This window comes from Streptomyces sp. NPDC058650 (assembly GCF_042717315.1).
In the GTDB taxonomy this organism is placed as follows: domain Bacteria; phylum Actinomycetota; class Actinomycetes; order Streptomycetales; family Streptomycetaceae; genus Streptomyces.
Genome location: NZ_JBHXRL010000012.1, coordinates 169,073 through 192,921, shown reverse-complemented (window position 1 = coordinate 192,921; position 23,849 = coordinate 169,073). Strand labels below are relative to the sequence as shown.

18 protein-coding genes are annotated in these 23,849 nt (G+C 73.8%); 7 read left to right on the top strand and 11 right to left on the bottom strand.

Features of this window, described 5'->3' with window-relative positions:
* Positions 1–48 precede the first annotated feature (48 nt).
* From ACFWWU_RS22705 to ACFWWU_RS22660, 10 genes are all read right to left on the bottom strand, one after another.
* Entirely contained in the window at positions 49–6,333 is a 6,285-nt protein-coding gene (locus ACFWWU_RS22705; protein WP_384147638.1) for an SDR family NAD(P)-dependent oxidoreductase, read from the bottom strand.
* A complete protein-coding gene (locus tag ACFWWU_RS22700; RefSeq protein WP_384147637.1) occupies positions 6,326–7,657 on the bottom strand; it encodes an FAD-dependent monooxygenase in 1,332 nt (443 codons plus the stop codon). The genes ACFWWU_RS22705 and ACFWWU_RS22700 overlap by 8 nt, the downstream gene beginning before the upstream one ends.
* The gene (locus tag ACFWWU_RS22695; RefSeq protein ID WP_317594512.1) at positions 7,654–8,409 is read right to left on the bottom strand and encodes a 2-oxo acid dehydrogenase subunit E2; all 756 of its coding nucleotides are present in this window, start codon (positions 8,407–8,409) and stop codon (positions 7,654–7,656) included. The genes ACFWWU_RS22700 and ACFWWU_RS22695 overlap by 4 nt, the downstream gene beginning before the upstream one ends.
* Entirely contained in the window at positions 8,406–8,696 is a 291-nt protein-coding gene (locus tag ACFWWU_RS22690) for an acyl carrier protein (RefSeq protein ID WP_384147636.1), read from the bottom strand. The genes ACFWWU_RS22695 and ACFWWU_RS22690 overlap by 4 nt, the downstream gene beginning before the upstream one ends.
* A complete protein-coding gene (locus tag ACFWWU_RS22685; RefSeq protein WP_384147635.1) occupies positions 8,686–10,554 on the bottom strand; it encodes an HAD-IIIC family phosphatase in 1,869 nt (622 codons plus the stop codon). Before ACFWWU_RS22685 ends, ACFWWU_RS22690 begins: the two co-directional genes overlap by 11 nt.
* Complete coding sequence (locus ACFWWU_RS22680) at positions 10,554–11,606, bottom strand: 3-oxoacyl-ACP synthase III family protein (RefSeq protein ID WP_384147634.1); 1,053 nt, start codon at positions 11,604–11,606, stop codon at positions 10,554–10,556. Before ACFWWU_RS22680 ends, ACFWWU_RS22685 begins: the two co-directional genes overlap by 1 nt.
* Entirely contained in the window at positions 11,603–11,863 is a 261-nt protein-coding gene (locus ACFWWU_RS22675; protein ID WP_024758534.1) for an acyl carrier protein, read from the bottom strand. The genes ACFWWU_RS22680 and ACFWWU_RS22675 overlap by 4 nt, the downstream gene beginning before the upstream one ends.
* 192 nt (positions 11,864–12,055) lie before the next feature.
* On the bottom strand, positions 12,056–12,973 hold the full coding sequence (locus ACFWWU_RS22670; protein WP_384147633.1) for a 4'-phosphopantetheinyl transferase family protein: 918 nt from the start codon (positions 12,971–12,973) through the stop codon (positions 12,056–12,058).
* Positions 12,970–14,745, bottom strand: coding sequence for an acyl-CoA dehydrogenase (locus ACFWWU_RS22665; protein ID WP_384147632.1), 1,776 nt, complete (start codon positions 14,743–14,745; stop codon positions 12,970–12,972). The genes ACFWWU_RS22670 and ACFWWU_RS22665 overlap by 4 nt, the downstream gene beginning before the upstream one ends.
* 208 nt (positions 14,746–14,953) lie before the next feature.
* The gene (locus ACFWWU_RS22660) at positions 14,954–15,676 is read right to left on the bottom strand and encodes an alpha/beta fold hydrolase (protein ID WP_384147631.1); all 723 of its coding nucleotides are present in this window, start codon (positions 15,674–15,676) and stop codon (positions 14,954–14,956) included.
* Between the two features lie 270 nt (positions 15,677–15,946).
* Here ACFWWU_RS22660 and ACFWWU_RS22655 point away from each other — a divergent pair, with 270 nt between their 5' ends.
* A complete protein-coding gene (locus tag ACFWWU_RS22655; RefSeq protein WP_384147630.1) occupies positions 15,947–16,312 on the top strand; it encodes a DUF6059 family protein in 366 nt (121 codons plus the stop codon).
* 24 nt (positions 16,313–16,336) lie between these two features.
* On the opposite strand, the gene ACFWWU_RS22650 is transcribed toward ACFWWU_RS22655, so the two are convergent.
* Entirely contained in the window at positions 16,337–17,569 is a 1,233-nt protein-coding gene (locus ACFWWU_RS22650; protein ID WP_384147629.1) for a sensor histidine kinase, read from the bottom strand.
* A 350-nt stretch (positions 17,570–17,919) separates the two neighbouring features.
* Between ACFWWU_RS22650 and ACFWWU_RS22645 the strand changes: the two genes are divergently transcribed.
* The 6 genes from ACFWWU_RS22645 to ACFWWU_RS22620 all read left to right on the top strand — a co-directional run bounded on the left by ACFWWU_RS22645 (position 17,920) and on the right by ACFWWU_RS22620 (position 23,840).
* Positions 17,920–18,237: a hypothetical protein gene (locus tag ACFWWU_RS22645; protein WP_384147628.1), complete on the top strand. Its 318-nt coding sequence runs from the start codon at positions 17,920–17,922 to the stop codon at positions 18,235–18,237.
* A gap of 37 nt (positions 18,238–18,274) precedes the next feature.
* Entirely contained in the window at positions 18,275–20,512 is a 2,238-nt protein-coding gene (locus ACFWWU_RS22640; RefSeq protein ID WP_384147627.1) for a TOMM precursor leader peptide-binding protein, read from the top strand.
* Between the two features lie 231 nt (positions 20,513–20,743).
* A complete protein-coding gene (locus tag ACFWWU_RS22635) occupies positions 20,744–21,349 on the top strand; it encodes a DNA-binding response regulator (RefSeq protein ID WP_384147626.1) in 606 nt (201 codons plus the stop codon).
* Positions 21,350–21,626: 277 nt separating this feature from the next.
* Positions 21,627–22,403, top strand: a complete 777-nt coding sequence (locus ACFWWU_RS22630) for a BTAD domain-containing putative transcriptional regulator (protein WP_384147625.1) — start codon at positions 21,627–21,629, stop codon at positions 22,401–22,403.
* 102 nt (positions 22,404–22,505) lie between these two features.
* The gene (locus tag ACFWWU_RS22625; protein ID WP_384147624.1) at positions 22,506–23,456 is read left to right on the top strand and encodes a nucleotide disphospho-sugar-binding domain-containing protein; all 951 of its coding nucleotides are present in this window, start codon (positions 22,506–22,508) and stop codon (positions 23,454–23,456) included.
* Positions 23,457–23,585: 129 nt separating this feature from the next.
* Positions 23,586–23,840: an acyl-CoA carboxylase epsilon subunit gene (locus ACFWWU_RS22620; RefSeq protein ID WP_384147623.1), complete on the top strand. Its 255-nt coding sequence runs from the start codon at positions 23,586–23,588 to the stop codon at positions 23,838–23,840.
* The last annotated feature ends 9 nt before the right edge of the window (positions 23,841–23,849 follow it).

The following is a 23,849-nucleotide window of genomic DNA, read 5'->3' as shown; positions in this document are numbered from 1 at the left end:
CATGTCGTACTGACTGGTTTCAAGGAGCCGGGCGGAGCTCCACTCCTCCTACGGGTGGGCGTCGTCGGTTCCGCCGAGACGTCCGGTGAGCATTCCCGCGAGGGCCGCCGTGGTGCCGTAGGTCCACAGCAGCGTGGGCGACAGCTTCATCCCGAAGGCCATTTCGAGGCGGTTGCGCAGCTCCAGGCTCATCAGTGAGTCCAACCCAAGTGACTTGAAAGGGGCTTCACGGTCGATGGAGCCCGCCTCGAGCCGCAGTACACGGCCCGCGAGTTCACGGATCTTGCCCTCGACGAGGACGGGTCGATCCGTGTCGGAGGAGCCGCGCAGCCGGCCGAGGAACTCCTCGGCGCCGCCGCCGGTGGTGGCGCCGTCCTTGGCGAGCTCGGCGATGGCACGCCAGCTGGGCTGTGCGGCCGTCTCCGGGTACGCGTCGAACCAGTGCCGGGCGTCCAGCGGGACGTACGACACGACCTGCCCCGGGGCGTCCAGGAGGTGGAACAGCGCCTGCCAGCCCTCGGCGGCCGTGAAGCCGGTCATGCCGTGGTCGGCGAGGCGTTCGCCGCGGATCGCCTCGTCGGCGGCGAGGCCGATGTCGGCGAACGGGCCCCATTGGACGGCGAGCGCGGGCCTGCCGCGGTGCCGCCTGGCCTGGGCGAGGGCGTCCATGTAGACGTTGCCGGCCGCGTATCCGGCCTGTCCGGGGTTGCCGACGAGGCCGGCGACCGAGGAGAAGAGCACGAACAGGTCGAGCGGGTCGTCCTCGGTGAGGGCGTCGAGGTGCCGGGCGCCGTCCACCTTGGGGGCGAGGACCGTGTCGAGCTGTGCGCCGGTGAGGTTGGCGAGGACCGCGTCGTCCAGGACGCCGGCGGCGTGGAACACCCCTCGTAGCGGCGGCAGTTCCGTTCGTACGCGGTCGAGGACGGCGGCGAGGCCGTCCCGGTCGGCGACGTCCACCGGGAAGGTGGTGACGGTGGCGCCGCGCTCCCGCAGGGCCCCGATGCGGGCCAGGGCCGCGTCACCCGGTGCGGAGCGGCCGAGGAGCACGAGGCTGCGGGCGCCGTGGTCCACGAGGTGTTCGGCCAGGGAGAGGCCGAGCGCGCCGAGACCGCCGCTGAGGAGGTAGCTCGCGTCGGGGCGCAGCCGCCCCTCGGGAAGCGGTTCCGGTACGACGGCGGTGACCCGGCCGGGCTCGGTGAGGACCAGCTTGCCGGTGTGCTCGCCGCGCGCCATGGTGCGGAGCACCTCGGCGGCCCGGTCGAAGGCGTACGGGGTGACGGGCAGCGGCGGCAGGGTGCCGTCGGTGACCTTCTGCCACACGGCGTCCAGGAGCCGGGCGAAGCGCTCCGGGCGGCGGGTGATGAGCCCGGCGACGTCGACGGCGGAGAAGCTGATGCCCTTGGCGAAGTCGCGGAGGCTGATGGTGCGGGAGGCGTAGATGTCCCGCTTGCCGACCTCGACGAAGCGGCCGTCCTCGGCGAGGGCGGCGAGACCGAGGTCGATCGCGGCGCCGGACAGCGAGTTGAGGACGACGTCGACGCCCCGGCCGCCGGTGACCCAGGCGACGTCCTCGGCCCAGGACAGGTCCCGGGAGTCGAAGACGTGGTCGATGCCGAGGGCGCGGAGTCCGGCCCGCTTGGACTCGGTGCCGGCGGTGGCGATGACGGTGGCGCCGAGGGCCTTCGCCACGCCGACGGCGGCGAGGCCGAGGCCGCCGGCGGCCGAGTGGATCAGTACGGTCTCGCCGGCCTCCAGATCGGCCTGCTCGGCGAGCGCGTACCAGGCGGTGGCGGTGACGAGCGGGAGTCCGGCCGCTTCGGCGTCGGTCAGGGCCGCGGGGACGGGCCTGACGTGTCCGGCGGGCACGGTCAGGTGGGAGGCGACGGCGCCGAAGCCGCAGGCGACGACCCGGTCGCCGACGGCGAGGCCGGTGACGCCGGGGCCGACGGCGGCGACCACGCCGGCGCATTCGCCGCCGATGAGGCCCGCTCCGGCGGAGGTGTCGGGGTAGGTGCCCATCGCCTTCATCACGTCGATGAAGTTGAGGGCGGCGGCGGTGACCTCGACCTCGACCTGTCCGGCGGCGGGCGCCGTCCTCGTGTACGGGCGGAAGGCGAGGCCCTCCCAGAGTCCGGTGCCGTCGGGGCTCAGCCGGAAGGGCTGGGCGGGACCGGCCCAGGGGGCGGTGACGGCGGCCTCCTGCTCCTCGCCGCGTACCACCCGGCCGACGTGGCGGGCGGTTCCGCGCAGGGCGACCTGGTCCTCCGCGTCGGCGACGAGCAGCTGCCGTGCGCACTCCTCGGCCCAGTCGTCGGCGGTGGTGCGGACGTCGAGGAGGGTGGCGGCAAGTTCGGGGTGCTCACGGCGCAGGACGCGGCCGAAGCCCCAGTAGAGGGCCGCCCCCGGGTCGGGTGCCGCGTCCTCCGGTACGGACTGGGCGCCGTCGGTGACGACGAACGTCCGGGGCGGGACGGGCAGCGCGGTGACGGCCTTGACCGTCGCGGCGAGGGTGAGCAGCCCGGCGCGCTGGGCGTCCAGGCCCCGGTCGGCGCCGGGCGCGAGGAAGACGAGGCCGGTGGCGCGGTCGCACTCGCGCAGCACGGCGGCGAGACCTGCGGCGTCGGCGGTGTCGGCCTTCAGAATGTCCACGCTGGCGCCCGCGGCGGTGAGCGAGGCCGCGAGCGGGCCGCCTCCGCCCGAGGCGTCGCAGACGACCCAGTGCCCGGGGGCGCGGTCGGCGGCGCCGGGCGCTTCCGGGGTCTCCTCGGCGGGCCGGAAGGCGAAGCGGTGCAGGCGCGCCGGGTCGACGCTCTCGGCGGTGGCCGTCTCGATGGTCTGGAAGGCGAGGCCGGCCATCCGGAGCAGCGGCCGGGCGTCCTCGTCGTAGCAGACCAGGTCGAAGGTGTCGTCGTCGTTGCGGACGGCGTGCGCCAGGAGCGCGGAGACCTGTGCGTCGCGCGGCAGGGCGTAGTCGACGCGCCGGACGGCGGTGGGGACGACGGTGGCGTCGCCGGGCAGCAGGGCCAGGGTGACCTGGAGCGCCGCGTCCCACAGGGCGGGGTGCAGCTCGCCCGGGCGGACCCCGGCGAGGCAGCGGTCCGGCAGCCGTACCTCGGCGAGCGCCTCGCGTTCGGCGACGCTCAGCGTGCGCAGGCCCTGGAAGGCGGGCCCGTAGTTGAGGCCCCGCTCACCGCAGGCCGCGTAGAAGGCGTCCGGCTCGACGTCCCGGGCGTCCGCGGGCGTGCCGGGGAAGGCGGGCAGGTCGGGGTCGGGGTCGCCGCCGACGCGGGCGGTGGCGTGCCGGGTCCAGCCGTCGGCCCCGGGGGCGAGCGAGCTGAGGGTGAAGCCCGCGGACGCGGCCCCGTCCTCGCGCCAGACGGCGCCGAGGCGGACCGGCTCGTCGGTGAGGGTGAGGTCGCTGCGGAACCGGACGGTGTGCAGGGCGCCGGGGTTCTCGCCGGTACGGGCCCGGGCGGCGGCGACGGCGAGCGCCAGCATGGCGGCGCCGGGCAGCACGACGGCGTCGTACACCTGGTGGTCGCGCAGCCACGGCAGGTCGTTCAGGGACAGCTCGGTGCGGCCCTCGTGGACGTCCTGCTCGGTGGTGGCCGGCGCGAACTCGAAGGCGAGCCCGCCGGGTCCTGCGGTACGGCGCACGGCGTCCGGCAGCCAGAAGCGGGAGCGCTGCCAGGGGTAGGCGGGCACGGGGGCGCCCGGCCGGGCGGGCAGCCCGCCGAAGGGGGCCAGGCCCTGGACGTACGCGCGGGCGAGGGCCTGCGTGAAGTCGCCGAGGGAGCCCTCCTGGCGGCGGAGGCTGCCGAGGACGGCGACCGGCTCCTGCCGGGTGGCGGCGAGCTGCTCGACGGCCGGGGAGAGCACCGGGTGGGGGCTGATCTCGACGACGTGGGTGACGCCGGCGTCGAGGAGCTTGCCCATGGCGTCGGCGAAGAGCACCGGCTGCCGCAGGTTGGCCGCCCAGTACGCGGGGTCGAGGGACTCGCCGTCGAGCTCGCGGCCGACGACGGTCGACATCAGGGGGACGGCGCCGCGCCGGGGGCGGATCGGCGCGAGGGTCTCGATCAGCTCGTCGGTGAGCTCGTCCATGTGGTGGCAGTGGGAGGCGTAGTCCACGTTGACCAGGCGGCAGAAGGTGCCGTCGGCCTCCAGGAGTTCGCGGAGCATGAGGACGGAGTCGGTGTCGCCGGAGAGCACGCAGGACGAGGGTCCGTTGTTGACGGCGAGCGAGACGGTGTCCTCGAAGCCGTCGAGCGCCTTGAGGGCGCCCTCGACGTCGAGGTCGACGGCGAGCATCCGGCCGCGGCCCGCGGTGCGCTTGGCGAGCGCGCTGCGCACGGCGATGATCCGCGCCCCGTCCTCGTACGACAGGTGGCCCGCGATGGTGGCGGCGGTCACCTCGCCCTGGCTGTGGCCGACGACGACGTCGGGCTCGACGCCGGCGGCCCGCCACAGCTCGGCGATGCCGATGGACATGGCCCAGAGGGTGGGCTGGACCTGGTCGTTGTGGTCGAGCCACGCGTCGCCGGCGGCGCCGGAGAGGACGGCCGTGAGGTCCCAGGAGATGTACGGGCGCAGGGCCTCCGCGCAGCGTCGTACGGTCTCGGCGAAGACCGGCGACCGCGCGTACAGGTCCTGGCCCATGCCGGCCCACTGGGAGCCCTGGCCGGGCAGGACGAAGGCGACCTTGCCGCGTTCCTTGGCCCGGCCGGTGAAGGTGCCGGGCAGTTCGGCCTCGGGCTCCTCGGTGAACTTCCGGAGCCGGTCGCGGAGTTCGCCGACGTCCTCGGCGACGACGGCCGTGCGGGCGGCGAAGTGGTCGCGCTCCCGGCCGAGGGTCGCGGCGAGGCGGACGACCTCGGGCGTGGTGATGTCCTCGGACAGGACGTCGAGGAGGTCGGCGGCGCGCTGCCGCAGGGCCGCGTCGCTGTGTCCGGTCAGGGGAAGGAGCAGCGGGCCGGCGGTGACGGCGGCCGGGGCCTCCTGAGCCGGGGGTGTGCGGAGCACCACGTGGGCGTTGGTGCCGCCCCAGCCGAAGGAGTTGACGCCGGCGAACCAGGTGCCGTCGGCGGGGAGTTCGACGGGTTCGTTGGCGACCGCGAGGTTCAGCTCGCCGAAGGGGATGTTCGGGTTGAGCTCCTCGGCGTGGAGGCTGCGCGGGATCGTGCGGTGCTTGAGGGCGAGGACGGTCTTGACGATGCCCGCGAGCCCGGCCGCCGCCTCCAGGTGGCCGATGTTCGTCTTGGCCGAGCCGATGAGGAGGGGGCCGGCCTCGGCGCCGCGCGCGGTGCCGAGCGCGGTGCCGAGGGCCTCGGCCTCGATCGGGTCGCCGCGCAGGGTGCCGGTGCCGTGCGCCTCGACGTAGCGGAGGCGGTCGGGGTGGACGCCGGCGTCGGCGTAGACCCGGCGGAGCAGGTCGGTCTGGGCCTCGACGTTCGGGGAGACGAGGCTGTGGCCGCCGCCGTCGTTGTTGACGGCGCTGTTGACGATGACGCCGTGGATCCGGTCGCCGTCCGCGAGGGCCGCGTCGAGCCGCTTGAGGTAGAGGCTGATGGCGCCCTCGCCGCGGACGAAGCCGTTGGCCTGGGCGGAGAACGCCCGGCAGTGGCCGTCCGGCGACAGGCCGCCGAAGTGGGTGAGGCCGATGGACATGTCCGGCATCAGGATGAGGTTGACGCCGCCGACGAAGGCGCCTTCGAGGTCGCCGGAGCGCAGGGCGGCGACGGCGAGGTCCAGGGCGACGAGGGCGGAGGAGCAGCCCGTCTCGACGACGAGGCTGGGGCCGCGCAGGCCGAGGAAGTACGAGAGGCGGGACGCGACGATGTCGAGGCCGTTGCCGACGGCGGTGTGCTGGGTCGTCTGGACCCCGCGCTCCTTGCGGGCCAGCTCGTAGTCGTGCCAGAGGGCGCCGACGTAGACGCCGGTACGGGTGCCGCGGACGCGGGAGGCGGGGATGCCCGCGTCCTCCAGGGTCTGCCAGCCGACCTCCAGCATGAGGCGCTGCTGCGGGTCGAGCTCCTCGGCCTCGCGGGGGGATATGCCGAAGAAGCCGGGGTCGAACTGGTCGACGCCGTCGATGAGCCCGGCGATGCCGGGGATCTTCTTGACGGGGTCGAGCTGGACGGAGGTGTCCCAGCGCTCGGGCGGTACGGGGCGTACCGCCTCCTCCCCCGCCATCAGGAGCTGCCAGTAGCGGTCCACGTCGGGGGCGCCGGGGAACCGGCCGGCCATGCCGACGATCGCGATGTCCCGCGCGGGGTCGCCGTACGTGTCGGCGTACGCGTCGGTGCTCTTGTCGTTCTGCGGCAGGTCAGTCACGGCTCACCTCGTGCAGGATCGGGCCGGCGGCGGAGGCGGCGGACGCGGGGGCGGGAGCCGGGGCCGACCGGGCGGCGGCGAGGTCGACGGGGTCGATCTCGTGCCGGGCGTTGATGACCTTGTTGAAGATCCGGTACTTGCCGGGGAGCGAGTTGAGCACGCGGAAGCGGAGGCGGCGCAGTGTGATGCCGCGCGGGTCGCCGATGGCGAGGAGGCGCTCCTGCATCCGCTGGAAGCCGGTGACGTGGACCTTGTGGGCGCGACGCTTGGCGACGAAGTCGGCAAGCTCGGCCTTGGTGACGACGCGGTCCTGCCCGCCCTTGGCGAGCGACGCGGCGATCACCGGGACGATGGTGATGGCGTCCTGCATCGCGAGGTTGACGCCCTGGCCGAGGATGGGGGTCGCGGTGTGCGAGGCGTCGCCGATGAGCAGCAGGCCGTCGCGGGCCCACTCCTCCAGCTCGGCGGTGAAGATCTCCAGGAAGCCGGTGTCGTCCCAGGTGTGCAGGTGCTCGTCGACGAGCGGGGCGAGCTGCGGGGAGATCGCCATGATGCCGCGCTTGAACGCGTCGAAGCCGGCGGCCCGCAGGTCCCCGAGGCCGCGCTTGGGCAGGTTGTGCCCGATGCGCAGGGAGTCGGGGAAGGTCGGCAGGACCACCAGGTGGCGGTCGCCCTCGATGACGAGCTGGGCCTCGCTGCCCCACTCCGGCGGGCGGGGCACCAGGAAGGAGAGGAAGTCGCGGGCCATCGGCTGGACGTCGGCGACGAGGCCGGACGCCTTGCGGACCTTGGAGAAGCGGCCGTCGGCGCCGATCACGATCCGGGAGCGCACGGAGACCTTCTCGCCGCGCCGGGTGAGGACGGCGCCGCGGACGGTGCCGGCCTCCTCGACGAGGGAGGCGAAGGACCAGCCGGAGAGGTAGACGTGGCCGGGCAGCTCGGCGGTGTGCCGGTTGAAGATGCGGATCAGCGCGGGCTGCGGGATGTCGATGGGCAGCGGCAGGCCGGCGAACTTGGAGTAGTCGACGCGCAGCACCGGGCGCCCCTCGGCGATCGTGGTGACGGCGGTCGTCTCCAGGAAGCCGTGCTCGCGCAGGGCGGGGCCGAAGCCCAGCTGGTTCAGCGAGGCCACCGACGGCGCGGCGATCGTCTCGCCGCGGAAGCTGCGCTCCAGGCTGGTCTGCTTCTCCACGAGGACGGTGCGGATGCCGCGGCGGGCGAGGAGGCAGGCGAGCAGGGAGCCGGCCGGGCCTCCTCCGACGATCAGTACGTCGGTCTCGTCCGGGATTCCGGCGGAGCTGTCCCGGCGGTCGGTTTCGGTCATGCCAACTCCCAGTTGTCCAGGCGGTTCTTGATGCCCGCGAGGATTTCGGCGGCCATCGCGCCGTCGAGTACGCGGTGGTCGAAGACGAGCGAGAGGGTGAAGACGGGGGCGACGGCGACGGCGCCGTCGCGCACCACGGGGGCGTCGGCGATGTGGCCGACGCCGAGGCCGAGCGTTCCGGTGATGAGCGGCAGGATCGCGCCGACCTGCTCGTGGCCGATGGAGGTCACGGCGAAGGTGCCCTGGAGGGCGGCCCGGCGCACCGGGTTGCGCATCATGGTCCGGTAGACGGCACGGAAGGCCGGCAGCGGCAGCCGCTGGAGGCGCTTGATGTTCGCGAAGGGGCCCTGGTCGTCGACGTCCGCCGTCTTGTAGTGGTCGATGGCGGACTGGACGGCGGTCACGTCGAGGGCCTGGACGTCCCGCACGATGCCGGAGACGACGCAGCGCTGGCCCTCGACGGTCTTGTCGAAGAGCACCTTGGCGTGCACCTCGGGCGAGGTGGTCAGCTTCGGCGAGCGGCCGCCGAGGAGGACGGCGCGGGCGTCCGGGTAGTCGGCGAGGACGTCGGCGGTCGCCTTGACGACGTAGCTGACGTAGCTGACCGGGGTGGCGGCGCGGGTCCGGGCGGCACGCAGCGCGGTGGCGTCGACCTCGGTCATCAGATAGACGTGGGAGGTGCGCCGGGCGTCTTCGAGGAAGACGTACGTCTGCTTGCGGGCGGCGGGCAGCGGCGAGGTGACCGCGCTCATGTCCGGGCTCCGGCGGCCTCGGTGTCGGCGACGAGGGACGCCAGGTCGCCGAGGGTCTCGGCGGCGGTGAACCGGTCGTAGTCGAGGGGGGCGCCGAGCTCGCGTTCCAGGAAGACGAGGATCCGCAGCTGGTTGACCGAGTCCCAGCCGTCGATGGCCTGGAGCGGGGCGTCGAGGGCGAGGGTGTCCTCGTCGACGTCGAGCAGCTGCGCGACGGCCTCGACGACGGTCGCCACGGCGGCGTCCGCGTGGAGCGGGGCTTCGTTGGGGTTCGCCTCAGGGGGCATGGAACTTCCCTTCGCCGGTGCCGATCGCCACCCAGTCGGGCAGTTCGGCGAGTTGAGTGAGGTCGTGGCGGAAGTCGCCGTCCTGCCCGGTGAATCCGAGGGAGGGGTAGAAGTCCGCGAAGCGGCCGTTCTTGGCCGTGGGCACGTGCCGGCCGCGGACGCCGGGTGCCCCGGCGTCGCGTGCGGCGCGCAGCACCAGGCCGACGACGGCCTGCTCGATGGAGCGGGAGAAGACCCGGCAGGACAGGACGAAGTTCTCGATCGTCCAGTCGCCGTCGGTCTCCGGTACGAGGGCCAGGGCGCCCACCAGGCCGTTGTCGCCGAAGGCGTCGGTGGCCCGGACGCCGAAGAAGGCGGCCTGTCCGGTCTCGACGCGCCGGGCGACCTCGTCGGCGCCGTAGCGGACGCCGGTCAGGTTGAACTGGTTGGTCTTGCCGAAGAGCTGCGTGATGCGGGCGCCGTTGAGCGTCCCGTACGCCTCGACGGTGATCTCGGTGGCCAGCTCCCGGAGGTAGTCCTCGACGCTGACGGCGGTCTGCCGCAGTTCGTCGCGCCGGCCGCGGGCCCGGTAGAGCTCGCCCCGGACGCGGTCCTCCTCGGTGAGGGCGAACTGGTTGAACAGACCGGCGCGGGCGACGGCGGAGGCGTACCCCGCCGGGTCGTCCGGCAGGGCGACGACCGCGACCTCGGGGCGCTGGGCCTCCATGAGGCCGCGCTCGGCCGGGTTGTCGTCGACGAAGACCATGGAGTCGGTGCCGATGTTGAGTGCGGCGGCGAGCGCGGCGACGTTGCCGGGCTTCGGGTCCCAGTTCGCGCGGAAGGCGGAGAAGTCGTCCGGGCCGAGGACCATGTCGGGGTGGGTGGCCACGGCCTCGCGTGCGACGGCGTCGTCGTTCTTGGAGCAGACCGTGAGCAGGACGCCCTGCCGGGACAGGTCCTTGGCGAGTGCCTGGAGTTCGGCGTGGGCGGAGCCCGGGAAGGAGCCGCCGATCTTCAGGGCGGGGATGCCGTCGTCGCCGACGACGCCGCCCCACAGGGTGTGGTCGAGGTCGAGGACTAGGCACTTCCTGGCGCGGCCGAGGCGGGCCAGGACGACCCGGGCGACCTCGCGGGCGTACGCGTCGAGGAACTCCTGGCTCCAGGCGTGGCCCGCGATGTGCCGCATCCGGTCGGTGGCGGCGCACGAGCCGGCGCGCGCGGCGAGACCGTCCGTGGCGAGCACGACGGCGTTCGGGCGGCCGGCGAGGTCGAGGATGCCGGCGTTCATGCGGTGCCAGGCCGCTTCGAGGCGGGCCCTGGTGGCGTAGTCGACGTACCGGTCGCGGCGCAGCGCCGACAGCGGCAGCGTGTTGAGGACGGCGACGCCGCCGGGCGCGCCCTCGAAGGCCGTCAGCCAGGCGTCGAGCTCGGCGGGGACGGCGGCGCACCGGGCCTCCACCTCGGCGGCGTCCAGCGGGTCGGCGACCTTCTCGAAGACGGCGGTGTCGTCGAGGAGGCAGGCCGTGACGGCGGGGGCGGGATCCTTGAGGTTCGGGGCGCCGGAGAGGATCTCGAACCGCCACTGGTTGAAGCCGGTGGTGGCGGTCTCGGGCTGGACGTCCTCGGCGAGGAGCGCGGCGGTCAGCAGGTGGGGCAGCGGGTCCACGGTGGCGCTCGCGAGGAGCCCGAGGGCCACGGGCGCGTACCGGCCGGTGGAGGCGAGCGCGGCCCGGGCGGCCCGGCCGCCGAGGAGCATGCCGGCGGCCTCGCGGTCGAGGGCGTCGTCGAGGGAGCGGAGGAGCCCGGGGACGCGGTCGGCGGAGTCGGCGAGGCCCGCGCGCTTGAGGGCGCGGAGTTCGGTGAGGGCGTCGCCGGACATCACCGGGCTCCGTTCTGGTGGCGGAGCGCGAGGCCCGAGGTGATCCACTTGGAGGATTCGACGTTGGCGACGAGGAGCCGCCCTTCGACGCCGAGGCCGGAGCGGATGCGCCGCATCGCCCGGTTGAGCTGGATGAAGGGGACGGCGTTGCCGTTGTTGCCGGTGTCCGCGACGCAGTTGACGGCCTGTTCGGGGCGGACGCCGAGGCGCTTGCGGATGGAGTCCGTCATCACGCCGTTGAGCTGCGGGAGGAGGACGTGCTCGACCTCGTCGAGCTGCCAGCCGGTCTCGGCGGTGAGCTCCTTGAAGATGGACTCGGCGTGCTCGGGCACATGGTGCTCGATCGCCTTGTAGTCCTCCTCGCCCCAGGACTCGCGGTACGGGCCTTCGGGGCTGTCGAGGAGCGGGGCTCCCTCGACGCCGAACCAGCGGGCGGTCTGCGCGGGCTTGCGGCCCATGCCGGTGGTCCGCAGGAAGAGGTGCTCGACGAGCAGGCCTGGTCCGTCCGGGTCGGCGTCGACGACGGCCGCGCCCGCGCCGTCGCCGAAGAGGGCGAAGTTGATGAGCTCGGCGGGCGACATGGACTCGATCGCCCCGCTGGAGGGGAAGAAGTTGAGGCAGGTGTCGGCGCCGATGACGAGGCCGCGGCGGAGCCCGGAGGCGAGGAGCGCGCGGGCGGTGTAGAGGCCGGTGAGGGCTCCGGCGCAGCCCGACATGAGCTGGAAGGTGGGGACGTCGTTGAGCCCGATGCGGTCGGCGACCAGGTTGACGGTGGCCGGCATCAGGTGGTCGGGGGAGGCGGTGGTCAGGACGAGGAAGTCGAGCGAGGCGACGTCCACGTCGGCGTCCGCGAGGGCCGCGGTGGCGGCGGCGACGGCGAGGTCGCCGGTGCTCTTGGGTACGGAGGGTGGGGAGTCGGCCGCGCAGAAGTAGCGGGTCCGGTTGCCCGTCATCATGTCCAGCCACTTCTCGTGCAGGCCGAACCGCTCGGCCATGTCCCGATTGGTGACGGGTTCGCCCGGAAGCACTTCGCTGAATCCGGTGAGCCTCATGCCGTCGCTCCAGTCAGTGTGGTGTTGACCAGGTCGAGCAGCGCGCGCGGCGTCTCCGCCGAAGCCACCCCGTCCCGGTCCAGTTCGACGCCGTACTCGCGTTGGATACGGCCGGTGGTCTGGAGCAGCGCCAGCGAGTCGTACCCCAGGTCCTGGAAGACGACGTCGAGGCTGCCGGTGTCGAGGACGCCCGGCGACTCCCGGTCCTGGAACTCGAGAAGGATCTCGCCCAGCTCCCGCAGGGTGAGTTGTGCCATCGTCAATTACCCCTTCGCCACGGCAGATTCATCCGCTCCGGCGCGTCGGGGTCGGGGCAGCGGGCTTGTGGCCGGCTGCCCCGACCCGGGCGCCTGCGGTGTGAAACCTCCCCGGATCCCGAGGTGGCCCCACCGGCTCCACCACCTTGACGGGGGTGACTCGATGACCCCTTGAGTGCAGGTAGATCCAGGTCAGGCGAGCCTGGTGCGCTTGATGGCGGCCAGGATCTGGCGGTTGAGGGCGGTGCTGGCCCGGGTGTCGGGCCGGCCGGAGCGCCGGGTGTCCTGGAGGGCGACGGCGGCGACGTGGCCGCCGGGCACCGGGCAGGTGGCGAACCGCCAGGTGTGGTCCTCGACGAGGGTGCCGTCGGCGCGTTCGAGCCGCGCGTGGCCCACCGCATGGCCCACCGCGTGGCCCACCGCGCAGCCCGCTCCGCCCTCCGCTCCGCCGCCCGCTTCGTCGTCCGTGCGGAAGCCGAACTCGGTGAAGGGGAAGCGCAGTCCCTGCCCGAGCGCCTTGCTGTAGGCCTCCTTCAGCGTCCAGAGGCTGAGGAGCTGTCCGTTGCGCTCCGCCTCCGGGGCACGGGCGATCCTCCGGCGTTCCGGTTCGGTGCACATCAGCCGCTCGACGTCCTGGCCGCTGAGCCGGCGGTCGGCCGGTTCGGTGTCGATGCCGACGACGCCGAGGGAGGTGATGCCGCAGAGGAGCAGGTCGGCGGTGTGGCTGAGGCTCACGTCGATCTGGTCGTAGCCCCGGAGGTGGACGCGGCCGTTGAGCCCGTACCGCAGCTCCAGGGAGTACGGTTCCGTGCCCAGGGCGACGGCGGCGGTGTGCCGGATGAGCATGCGGGTGGCGAAGAATCGTTCCCTCAGGTGGGTGCCGGCGAGCTTGCTGTACCGCTCCCAGTCCCGGCCGAGGAGCTCCCTGCGCTCCTCCTCCGGCGGCAGCTGGGTGCGCCACTCGTCGAGCGAGGCGTGCACCATGCCGAAGCCGGAGCCCTCCAGGTCGCGCAGCAGGTTCCCCCACGGCCCGGCCGGACCGCCGACGCGGCTCGGCGCGGGCGGGAAGTCCCGGTCGGCGACGGCTGCGTTCGTCCCACGCGTGCTCATCCCGCGAGTCCGGTGCGCAGCAGGTCGAGGCTCTGCGGCACGCGCACCCGCGCCAGGACCTCCTCGCACAGCCGGGTCTCGATCTCGCGGGGCAGCGGCGGTACGGACCGGCCGACCCGGCGCAGCAGCCGGTGCAGGGCGAGGGCGAGCCAGGTGGGTTCGTCGAGGAACTCGTCCGGTCCCGCGCCCGCGTTGAGCCAGACCCCGACGCAGGCCGAGGCGGCGAGCAGCAGCGCGTACCGCTCGCTGAGCGGGAAGGTCCGCGTGTCGAAGAGGAGTCCGTCGTCGTCGCCGGTGAGCCCCGCGGCCTCGCGCCGTATCTCGGCGGCCTCCGCGCACAGGCCGGCCACGAGGACGGTGAGCAGCTCGGCGTGCGGGTGGCCGGTGAGCGCGTCGGGCAGCCGGCGGGCGGCGTGGCCGAGGTAGTCGAGGAGCCCGTCGCCGCCGCCGAAGCCGGAGAGCCGCTCGCCGTCGAGCGGGGGCAGCGGCGCCTCCAGGCGGAACAGCTCGGCGGGGGTGACGGCGGCGGCCGGGTCGGCGACCGCGAGCGCCGGCAGGTAGGGGGCGATGACGGACTGGCAGATGGCGCTGCTGACGTGCCCGAAGGTGATGGTCGACAGGTCGCGCAGCTGCTTGCGGAAGACGGCGTCGTGCCCGCTCTCCGCGTGGAACGCGTCGCCCATCACCGCCGACAGGTCGTACAGCGCCTCGCCGACGATCTTCGGGACGATGTACTTGGTGACCGCGGCCAGCACGTCGCACTGCTCGGGCATCAGATGGGTGGAGCGGCCCGCCGTCAGGGCGAGGCAGTCGGCGATGAGCAGGTCCGCGAACGTACCGGCGAGCGCGGAGCGCGCCGAGGCGTCGCCCACCACGCCCTGGGTGCCGAGGTCGCGCTCCTGGGCGGCGCGCACGGCGGCCCGCAGCGCGGTGTCGGCGAGGCCGATGGCCATCGAGGGGAAGGCCGCGTGCACGGCGGGGTAGGCGCGCAGACTGAGCGCCACCCCGTCGCCCCAGGTGCCGACGAGGGACTCGCCGGGCAGCGGGCAGTTCACGAACTCGAGCCCGGCGGCGTGGAGCCCGCGGACCCCGGTCGTACGGTGCCGGGGCAGCGCCCGCACGTGCGCGGGCGGGACGGACGCCGGGTCGAACATCAGGATCGAGTAGTCGGTGGCGCCGTCCCCGGTCGAGACGAAGCCGACGATCAGCTCGGCGTTGTGGGCGTTGTTGATGGCGCTCTTGCGGCCGTTCAGCCGCAGCATGCCGTCGTCGGCCCAGGCGGCGGTGAACTCCTGGGCGTGGAACTCGCTTTCGTGCTCGAAGCGCTGGCAGGCCACGCCCACCATGCCGCCGCGCAGGATGACGTTGGCCATCCGGGAGCGCTGGCGCGCGTCGCCGTTCAGCCACACCATCTGCGCGCCCAGGAAGGGCGTGAAGCCGTGGCTGAAGGCGAGGGCCGGGTCGCGGCGGAAGAACGGCCGCATGACCAGGCCGAGGAGGTCGACGCCGGCCATCCGGCCGCCGAGGTCCACCGGCACCGTCTCGGCCGGCATGCCGAGGTTCTGGAACCGCCGGATGCCGATGACGGAGCTCTCCCCCGAGTCGTCGGCGGCGAGGACGGCGGCGAGGCCGACGGGGTTGTCGGGGCTCCACGGGTCGCCGAGACCGTCTTCGATCTCGGCCACCCGGGCGCGGGTGCGCGTCAGCCGGTCGGGCTGCCACTGCGGATCGGCGCCTAGTGCGGCGGCGATCAGTTCATCGGGTTCGTACATGGTCACCCCAGGGCGTCAGAGGGGGCATCGGCGGACAATCCCTCGCACCCTGTCGACAGACGCTGGAGACAGCCTTGACCGGGAGTCGACCCGAAGGGGCCGGCCGGAGGCTCCTCGGCGTACGACGCGCGTCCGGCGTGCGTCCGGCGTGCGTCCGGAGTACGCACGGCGCGCGTCCGGCGTACGCACCGTGTGCGGCCGGCGGGCGTCAGCGGGCCGGCGATCCCGCCTCGCGCACCCCGTCGACCAGCCAGCGGTACACGGCCCCGCCGTGCGGCGACGTCCCCCCGGTCGGGCCGAAGTCGTGGAACACCGAACTCTCCAGGGTCAGTTTGAGCAGGGCCAGGTCCTGGGGCGTGGTGAGCGGGTCGTCGGAGGCGTGGCCGACCCACACCCGGCCCCGGATCTCGTACAGCTGCTCGGGGCGCAGCGCGAGACCGCGGAGGAGGTACGGGAGTTGCCCGCCGCCCGTCGCCCCGGTGGCGTCCACCAGCGCGTCGACCGTCACCGGAGGCAGACGGAGGATCCGGTCGGGCTCCTCGAAGAGGCGGGAGACCGGGGCGCCGACGAGATGGACGGAGTCGATCCGGGGGTCGGTCGCGGCGGCGGCGAGCGCGGGACGTCCGCCGAGGTCGAAGCCGATGACGCGGGTGCGCCCGGTGTCCGTGGTGGGGGCGAGGCCGTCGATGAGCCGGGAGACGGAGGCGGCGGTGCACTCGGCGCACGGCACGGGCCGGGGCAGGCGCACGGCGACCACGGCGTGTCCGCAGGCCACGAGCCGGCCGAGGAGGCGGGCGCACTCCGGGCCGCCGCCCAGGGCCCCGCCGACGACGAGCACCAGCGGCCGTGCGGGATCGAGCCCACCGCTCCACCAGACCGGGCCCCGACCGCTCGCGGGCACCGGACCCCGACGGGTGTCGCGCACGGCCATCCCTCGCTCCTCTCGGCGGCCACGGCCTGGCATCGGTCTGTCCAAGCCGTCCGGTCGTCACACGGCAGGACAACCCCGGGAGCATGCTGACACCGCCCGCTCGAATATCGCAGGAGCCGTCGGCCACTCCCTCTGAAGCGGCGGCGGCGGTCTGCCGCCGTTCCACCCGTGTTCGAGCCGGACGTGAGCGGCGCGGACGACGCTCCGGGGACGGCGGCGGCCCGAGGGACCCCCCGGCCCCGGCCGCCGCCCACGAACGGAGGTCGAGCGGTGCACGGAGTGCCGAACCGCGCCCTGGGGCACGTGGTACGGATGGCCCTGGGCTGCTACCGGGCCCTGGTGGCCTTCGGATCCTGCTGGCTGCCGCTGCCCGAGGACCAGTTGCGGCGGATCCTGTACGGGGAGCGCGAGGAACACGGTCCGGAGACCGGAACCGCGGACACGAGCACGACGGCGACCACGAAAAGCACGGCGCCGATCACACCCGTACCCACACCCGCACCCACACCCACCACCGCGCCCGAGCCCCGGGCGGCGACGCCCGGCCCGCCGCCCGGCCATCCGGAGCGGCTCTGTGTCGAGGTGCCGCTCAGCGACCTGGAGAGGCGGCTGGCCCGGCAGTTGAAGGGCGTGTGACACCCACTGCCGCCCGGTCGGGCACTACGCCGGGACTCCAGGGTGGGGCTCGGCCGGAGCGGGCTCGGCGGGGCACGCCGCTCGGGGATCCTCGGTCAGGAGGGCCAAACCGTCCTTCACGGCGGCCGCGTCGGCCGGGACGGCGACGACGAGCCGGAACGTGGTGCCGCCGGGGTCCACGCCGCTGCGCAGCCGGCCGCCCACGGCGGCGGCCCGGGTCGCCAGGTTGGTGAGTCCCGTGCCGGTGCTGTCGGAGTCGACGAGCCCCCGCTGCCCCACCCCGTCGTTGACGATCTCCAGCCGGAAGAACCCCTTCCGCTCGGGGTCCGCGCTGGTCGTGATGGAGCAGGTACGGGGCTGGCTGTGCCGGAGGACGTTGGTGACGCCCTCCCGCAGCACGGTCGCCAGGATCGTGTTCGCGATCGACGAGAGCCCCGTGCACTCCACCTCGATCTCGGCCCTGATGCCGGCCGCCTTCAGCACCGATCCGGCGGATTCGGCCTCGACGAGGAGCGACATGTCCCGGTAGCCGCGCGCCACTTCGCGGACGTCCGCCAGGGCCTGCCGGGAGATGACGAGGACCTCGGTGACCTCCTCGCAGGCGCGCTGCGGGTTGCTGGTGATCAGCCGCTGGATCAGCTCGTTCTTCAGCGTGATGGAGGAGAGGCTGTAGCCGAGCAGGTCGTGCAGGTCCCGGGCGAACCGGAGCCGCTCCCTGGCGACGGCCATGCGGGCGAGCTCGCCGCGCGAGTCGTGGATGGCGGTGGCCAGCATCGCGAGCCGGGCCATGGAGTACAGGACCAGGCCGGTGAGGGCGGTCGAGACGCCCATGTAGGCGATGTCGACGGGCCGCAGTTGTTCGGTCGCCGAGATCACCATGACGCCGGCCACGGTGAGTCCGTAGAGCACCCAGCCCAGGACCGGCGAAAGCCGGAGGAGGAACGATCCGGCAAGGAAGCCCGCCATGCCTCCCCAGTGCCATCCGAAGAGGGCGAACGGGACGAAGGTGACGAGCGCCTGGAGGATCAGGGACCAGGGGTGCAGCCGCTGCCTGAGGTGCGCGAGGTGCGGCGCGAAGTGCACGTACTGGAGGGCTGCGAGCACCGGCGGAATGATGAGACAGGCGGTCAGCTCCGACCTCCCCGGAGCGAGTTCGAGGACGTTGACGGCCTGCATCAGCAGGTAGCCGAGGAAGACCACCACGACCAGGACATTGGCGATGCGGGGAGCGGGAGCGGCGGAACTGATGGCCGACAACTCCCTTTTGCCACCGGACCGTTCCATGGCACCCGGCCGCAGCGAGGTGAGTCTGAGGCGAGAGGTGCCCTGTGCTGTCATCGAATCCAGCCCCCTGTCGGCCCCTCCCCCGGGGCCACCCATGGCCGGATCATAACCACACGGATCCGCTTCATGTCGCTCCGTGGCCGGATTATGGGCGTCCGGATGTCCGTATCGCGGTCCGATCCGCCAACTGGAGCGAATTGTGACCGTGGTGAAAATCTCATGTTGGTGAGGGTGAAGCGATCACTTGTGGAGATGTCGCGAAGTTTCGTCTACTCCTATCGAGCCTCACGGCCTCACCAACCGCTGACATCACGGGAGTTGCCATGAACAAGTCTGTCGTCACGGCCCTTGAGATCGGCTCGATCGAGCAGGAGCTGGCCTTCGCCGAGCTCATGCTCCACACCTTCGTGGACCCGGCCTTCGCCGCCCGCTACGCCAGCGACCCGGACGCCGTCCTGAAGGAGTCCGGCATCGACCTCGACGAGGGCGCCACCGCCCCGGTCATCCCGGCCGGCACCGGGCTCGGCGCCGTCACGGAGGAGTACGCCTCGATAGCCTCCGACGGCACCACCCTCCTCACCCTCTGCATCCGCGCCCTGCCCGCCGCCGCCCTCGCCCCGCTGTCCTCGGCCGGCCACTGATTCCGTACGTCCGACATGCAAGGGGAGGGGCACACGCATGCGCATGGGGTTCAAGGAGCATCTGCGGGCCGAGGTCGTGCCCGGCGAAGCGACGTACGTCATCTCCGAACGGGGCATCACCGCCTTCGACGACGCGCGGGTCGCGGTCGTCGCACCGCTCCTCGACGGCACCAGGGACTTCCGGTCCCTCGTCGCCGAAGCCTCTCCCCACTGCTCGCCCCGGGACGTCGCCCTGGCGATCGGCCGTCTCAACGAGGCCGATCTCCTGATCCGCGACCCGGCGCCGGCGACCCCCACGGCGGCCGCGGCCGCCGCGTACTGGGAACTGGCCGGAGCTCCCGGCCCGTTATCCCTCTCGACCGTACGGGTCCGGGCGGTCGGCGGCGCCGACGCCCGGTCCGCCGAGCGGGCCTGCACCGCGTCCGGCCTGCTCCTGACGGACGGCCTGGGCGGCCTGGGCGGCGCGGGCGGCCCGGCGGCCGGCGGCCCCGCGGCGGGTGGCCCCGCCGAACTGACCCTGGTCGTCTGCGACAACTACCTCGACCCCGAGCTCGCCGCCGTCGACGCGGAACAGCGCGCGACGGGCACGCCCTGGCTGCTCGCGAAACCGCACGGCACCACCCCCTGGATCGGGCCGCTGTTCCGGCCCGGCGACGGCCCCTGCTGGCAGTGCCTGTCCCACCGGCTCTCGGGCCACCGGGGTGCCGAGACCCATCTGCGCCACGCCCTGGGCCGCCCGGTGGCGCACCCGCCGGCCGAGACGCCCGCGAGCCTCCTCCTCGGCAACCAGCTCGCCGTCGCGGAGTGCGTGAAGTGGCTGGGCGGGCACCGCCACCCCGGCCAGGACGGCGTCCTCACCTTCGACACCTTCAGCCTCACGACCCGGGTGCACCCCCTGCGGGCCCGCCCGCAGTGCCCCGGGTGCGGCGACCCCGGCCTGGTGGCGCGCCGGGTCCTCGCCCCCGTCACCGTGCGGTCCCGCCCCAAGACCGACCTCACCGGCTCGGGCCACCGCTCCGCCACCGCCGAACAGACCCTGCGGCGGTACGAGCACCTCATCAGCCCCATCACCGGCGTCGTCAAGGCCGTGCAGCGCGACACCCGGGGCCCCGCCGGGCTCAACTCCTTCCGCGCCGGACACAACCACGCCCGGGGACCGCGCGGCCTGACCGGGCCCTCCTCCCACCTGCGCAGCGAGAGCGGGGGCAAGGGCATGACCGAACTCGACGCCCGCGTCGGCGCCCTGTGCGAGTCCCTGGAGCGGCACTCCGGGATGTACGAGGGCGACGAGCCGACCGTACGGGCGAGCTGGCGCGAGGTCGCGGACCGGGCCGTCCACCCCGCCGCCTGCCAGCTGTACGACCCCCGCCAGGGCATGGAGCCCTTCGACGAGGACGCGCCCGTCGACTGGACGCCCGTCTGGTCGCTGACCCGCGGCGAGCACCGGCTGCTGCCCACCGCGCTGCTCTACTTCGACGCCCCGCGCACCGCGGGTCTCGGCCACGTCCGGGCCGACTCGAACGGCAACGCCGCCGGGAGCAGCCCCGAGGACGCGATCGTCCAGGGGTTCCTCGAACTCGTCGAGCGGGACGCGGTCGCCCTCTGGTGGTACAACCGCACCCGTCAGCCCGCCGTCGACCTCGACGCCTTCGACGAGCCCTGGATCGGCCGGATGCGGGAGCTGCACGCCTCGCTCGGCCGCGAGGTGTGGGTCCTCGACGTGACCGCCGACTTCGGCGTCCCGACGTTCGCCGCCGTCACGCGGCGCACCGACAAGGCCGCCGAGGACATCCTGTTCGGTTTCGGCGCGCACTTCGACCCGAAGGTCGCGCTGTGCCGCGCGCTCGCCGAGGCGAACCAGATGATGCCGGCCGTCGCCGAGGTCCGGGCCGACGGGACCGGATACGGCTGCCGGGACGAACAGCTGCTGCGCTGGTGGCAGTCGGCCACCACGGCGGCCCTCCCCTATCTGCTGCCGGATCCGCAGGCCCCGCTGCGCGGCCCCGCCGACTTCGCGTACGTACCGCGCACCGACCTCCGCGACGACATCGCCGCGATCGGGGCGGCGGTGCGCGAGCGCGGCATGGAGCTCCTCGTCCTGGACCAGACCCGCCCCGACGTCGGGCTCCCGGTGGTCAAGGTGATCGTGCCCGGGATGCGGCACTTCTGGGACCGCTTCGCCCCCGGCCGTCTCTACGACGTGCCCGTGAGCCTCGGCAGACTGGCCGCCCCGACGCCGTACGAAGATCTCAACCCGGTCCCCCTGTTCCTCTGAATGTCCCTCCGACCCCGGCTACTCCCCAGTACCTCCTGAAGATCGTGTGAACAGTCCAAGACGACGGAGGCGGCCGCCCGACGGCCGCCTCCGTCGTCGTTCGAATTCGGCCGTCCCACCCCCGCGCGGCGATCGAAAATAGCCAGTACGCTCCATCCCCGTCGTGCGAGTGCGCGCGTCGTCGTGCGCGTGCGCACGGAGTCCACGGAGTCCGCGGGGGTGGAACGAAGCTTGATCAGGATCCTGATCGCCGAAGACATGCGCATGCTGCGCCGTGCTCTGGTGGAACTGATTTCCCTGGAGCCCGACATCGAGGTCGTCGCCGAGCTGGAGAACGGCACCGATATCGTGCCGCGCGTCGAGGAGCTGAAGCCCGACGTGGCCGTCCTCGACATCGAACTGCCCGGTGTCGACGGCATCGCGGCGGCCGAGGCGCTGCACCGGCGGGGCGCGGGGGCCCGGGTGCTGATCCTCACCAGTCTGGGCCGGCCCGGCAATCTGCGCCGGGCCCTGGAGGCGCAGGTGCGCGGTTTCCTCCTGAAGGACGCGGAGCCCGGCCGGCTCGCCGAGGCGATCCGCGCCATCGCCAAGGGCGAGCGCGTCTTCGACCCGCAGCTGATGCTCGCCGCGCTCGGCGCCGCCGAGTCCCCGCTGACCCCGCGCGAGGCGGACGTCCTGCGGCTCGCGGCCGAGGGCGACGACGTCGACGAGATCGCCGGCGCGCTCTACCTCTCGTCCGGCACCGTCCGGAACTACCTCACCGCCGTCGTCTACAAACTCGGTGCCCGCAACCGGGTGGACGCCATCCGCATCGCGCAGACCTCCGGCTGGCTGTGATCCCTCCACCGGGACGGTGAAGGGAGGCCGTGCACCGGAGCCGTACACCGGGGGCCGTGCACCGGAGCCGTGCGCCGGAGGCCGTGCACCGGAGCCGTGCGCCGGAGGCCGTACACCGGAGCCGAACACCGGGGGCCGTGCACCGGAGCCGTGCACCCGGACCATGAATCCGTCATGGTGTGGCCGGGCACGGTTCATCCTCGGCCTGTTTCGGGCTCACTGGTCCACCGCCACGGCCGCGTGCGACGGTGGAACCCACGACGAGGAGGAGGCACCGATGAGGATCGACATGCTGGGCCCGTTCTCCGCGGCGATCGCCGGCGTACCGATCACCCCGAGTGCTCGGAAGCCCCGCCGGATCCTGGCGCTGCTCGCCCTCCACGCCGGTCAGGCCGTTCCGGTCTCCGCCGTCGTCGACGAGGTGTGGGGGGCGGCCGCCGCCCCCAAGGCGCACATCACGGTCCAGACGTACGTGCTCCAGCTCCGCAACTTCATCGGCCAGGCCCTCAAGGACCCGCGCGCCGCCCGGGACGTCCTCGTGACCCGGCCCGGCAGCTACGCCCTCCTCGTCGGCGAGGGCACGGTGGACGTCCACACGTACGACCGGCTGTGCGCCCAGGGGCAGTCGGCCTTCGAGACCGGCGACGACACGGCCGCGGCCGCCCGGTTCCGGGAGGCCCTCGCCCTGTGGAAGGGGCGCGCGCTCGACGGCGTCCAGGACGGTCCCGCCCTCGGCCTGGAGGCGATGCGCCTGGAGCAGAGCCGTACCGATGTGCTGGAGCGGTGCCTGACCGCCGAGTTGCGGCTCGGCGCCGGGGAGCGGCTGCTGCCCGAGCTGTCCGCCCTGGTCGAGGAGCACCCGCACCACGAGGCGCTGCACGGGCTGCTGATGACCGCTCTGGCGCGCTCCGGCCGGGTGTCCGGCGCGCTCGGCGTGTACGAGTCGGTCACGGCCCGCCTCGACGAGCGCTTCGGCCTGCTCCCCTCGCCCGACCTCCGGCGCCTCGGTCAGGAGCTGCGGGAGCGCGCCGGGCAGGCCTCTCACCACGCCTGACGTACGGACTCCAGCGTCCCCCTAACGAGGCTGGACCGCCTGGGGGTCCCCTGGTCGCAAGAGCGTGCGCGAGGAGCGCACGGCGCGGCCGAGGGGGAACCCATGCGTGTCCTGTTCACCGCGCGGCACTCCGTGTCGCACCTGCTCGCGATGACGGCCGCCGCACAGGCCTGCGCGTCCGCGGGCCACGAGGTCCGGACGGCAGGACCGCCCGGCGCCCCCCTCTCCGCGGCGCTGCGCGGCACGTCGCCGCCCGGCCGTGACTGGCACCCCGACCTGGTGGTGTCGGCGGAGGACGGCACGCCGGCCGGGGAGCGTCCTCATGCGCGGGTCGTGCGGTGGACGCCGCTCGACCACCGGAGCGCCGACGGACCGACGCCGGTCCGCATCGACCCCTGCCCGCCGGGGCTGCGCGGGGGCGCCGCGTCGGACGCCGAGCGGGACGCCCTGTCCGTACGCCAGCCCACCTGCCACGCCGGGCAGTTGCCGTACGAGCTGCGCGAGCCGAACCACCTGCTGCGGGTGTGTCTGCGCCCCGGTCCGCCCGGTTCCCCGCGGAGCTGGGAGCCCGAGCGGCTGCTCCGCGTCGCCCGGGCCGCGCTCGGCCTCGACGTCGAGGTGATCGTCCTCGTGCCCGCCGCCGAGCGGGCGCGGGTGACCGGCGTCCTGGGCTCCCTCGGCCGGTCCGGCGCCCAGCTCCGGTTCGCGGAACCGGAGCTGCTCGGCCCGGTCCTGGCCACCTGTGTGGCCGTCGCCCACGAGGGCGGCCCCGACGTGATCCTGGAGGCCGCGGCCCACGGCGTCACGCAGCTGGTGATCGCCGACACCCGCCCGGCGGGCGACCGGCTGGACCGGATCGGCGCCGGACGCCGGCTCGTCGCCGCCGAGGAGCCCCGGGAGACCGGGAGTTCCCTGCGGCTGCGCCGCCATCTCGCCGACCTCCTCTACGGCGGCCGGGCCCTGGCGACCGCCCAGCGGCTGCGCTCGGCGATCGCCGCCCTGCCCTCGCCGGAGGACTTCGCCGGGCATCTGGAGGACCTCGCCGCCCGATAGAGGGCGTCCGGCCCCACCCCGTACACCTGCCGTCCGGCCGGGCCCCGTACACCTGGCCCCAGGCCCGCCCCGCACACCAGCCATCCATCCGTCCGAGGGGCCCGCCCCTCCCCGCAGGAGGCCACCGCCATGAGCGCATCGACCCCGTTCCCGCTTCCGCCGCACCCGGCGGAGTCCACCGCCACGCCGGTCCGCCCCCTGCGGATCCTGAACGGCAACCCCACGCCGGAGGAGGTCGCCGCCGTGACCGCCGCCCTGCTCGCGACGCTGCACCGCGAGCCGCCCCGCCCGGCGGGCACCGGGACCGACAGCGCGGCGCGCTGGAGCAGGCCGCACAGCTCGCAGGCGGCGGGTTCCTGGCGCTCGGTGCCCCGGGGCCGCTGACCGCCCGGA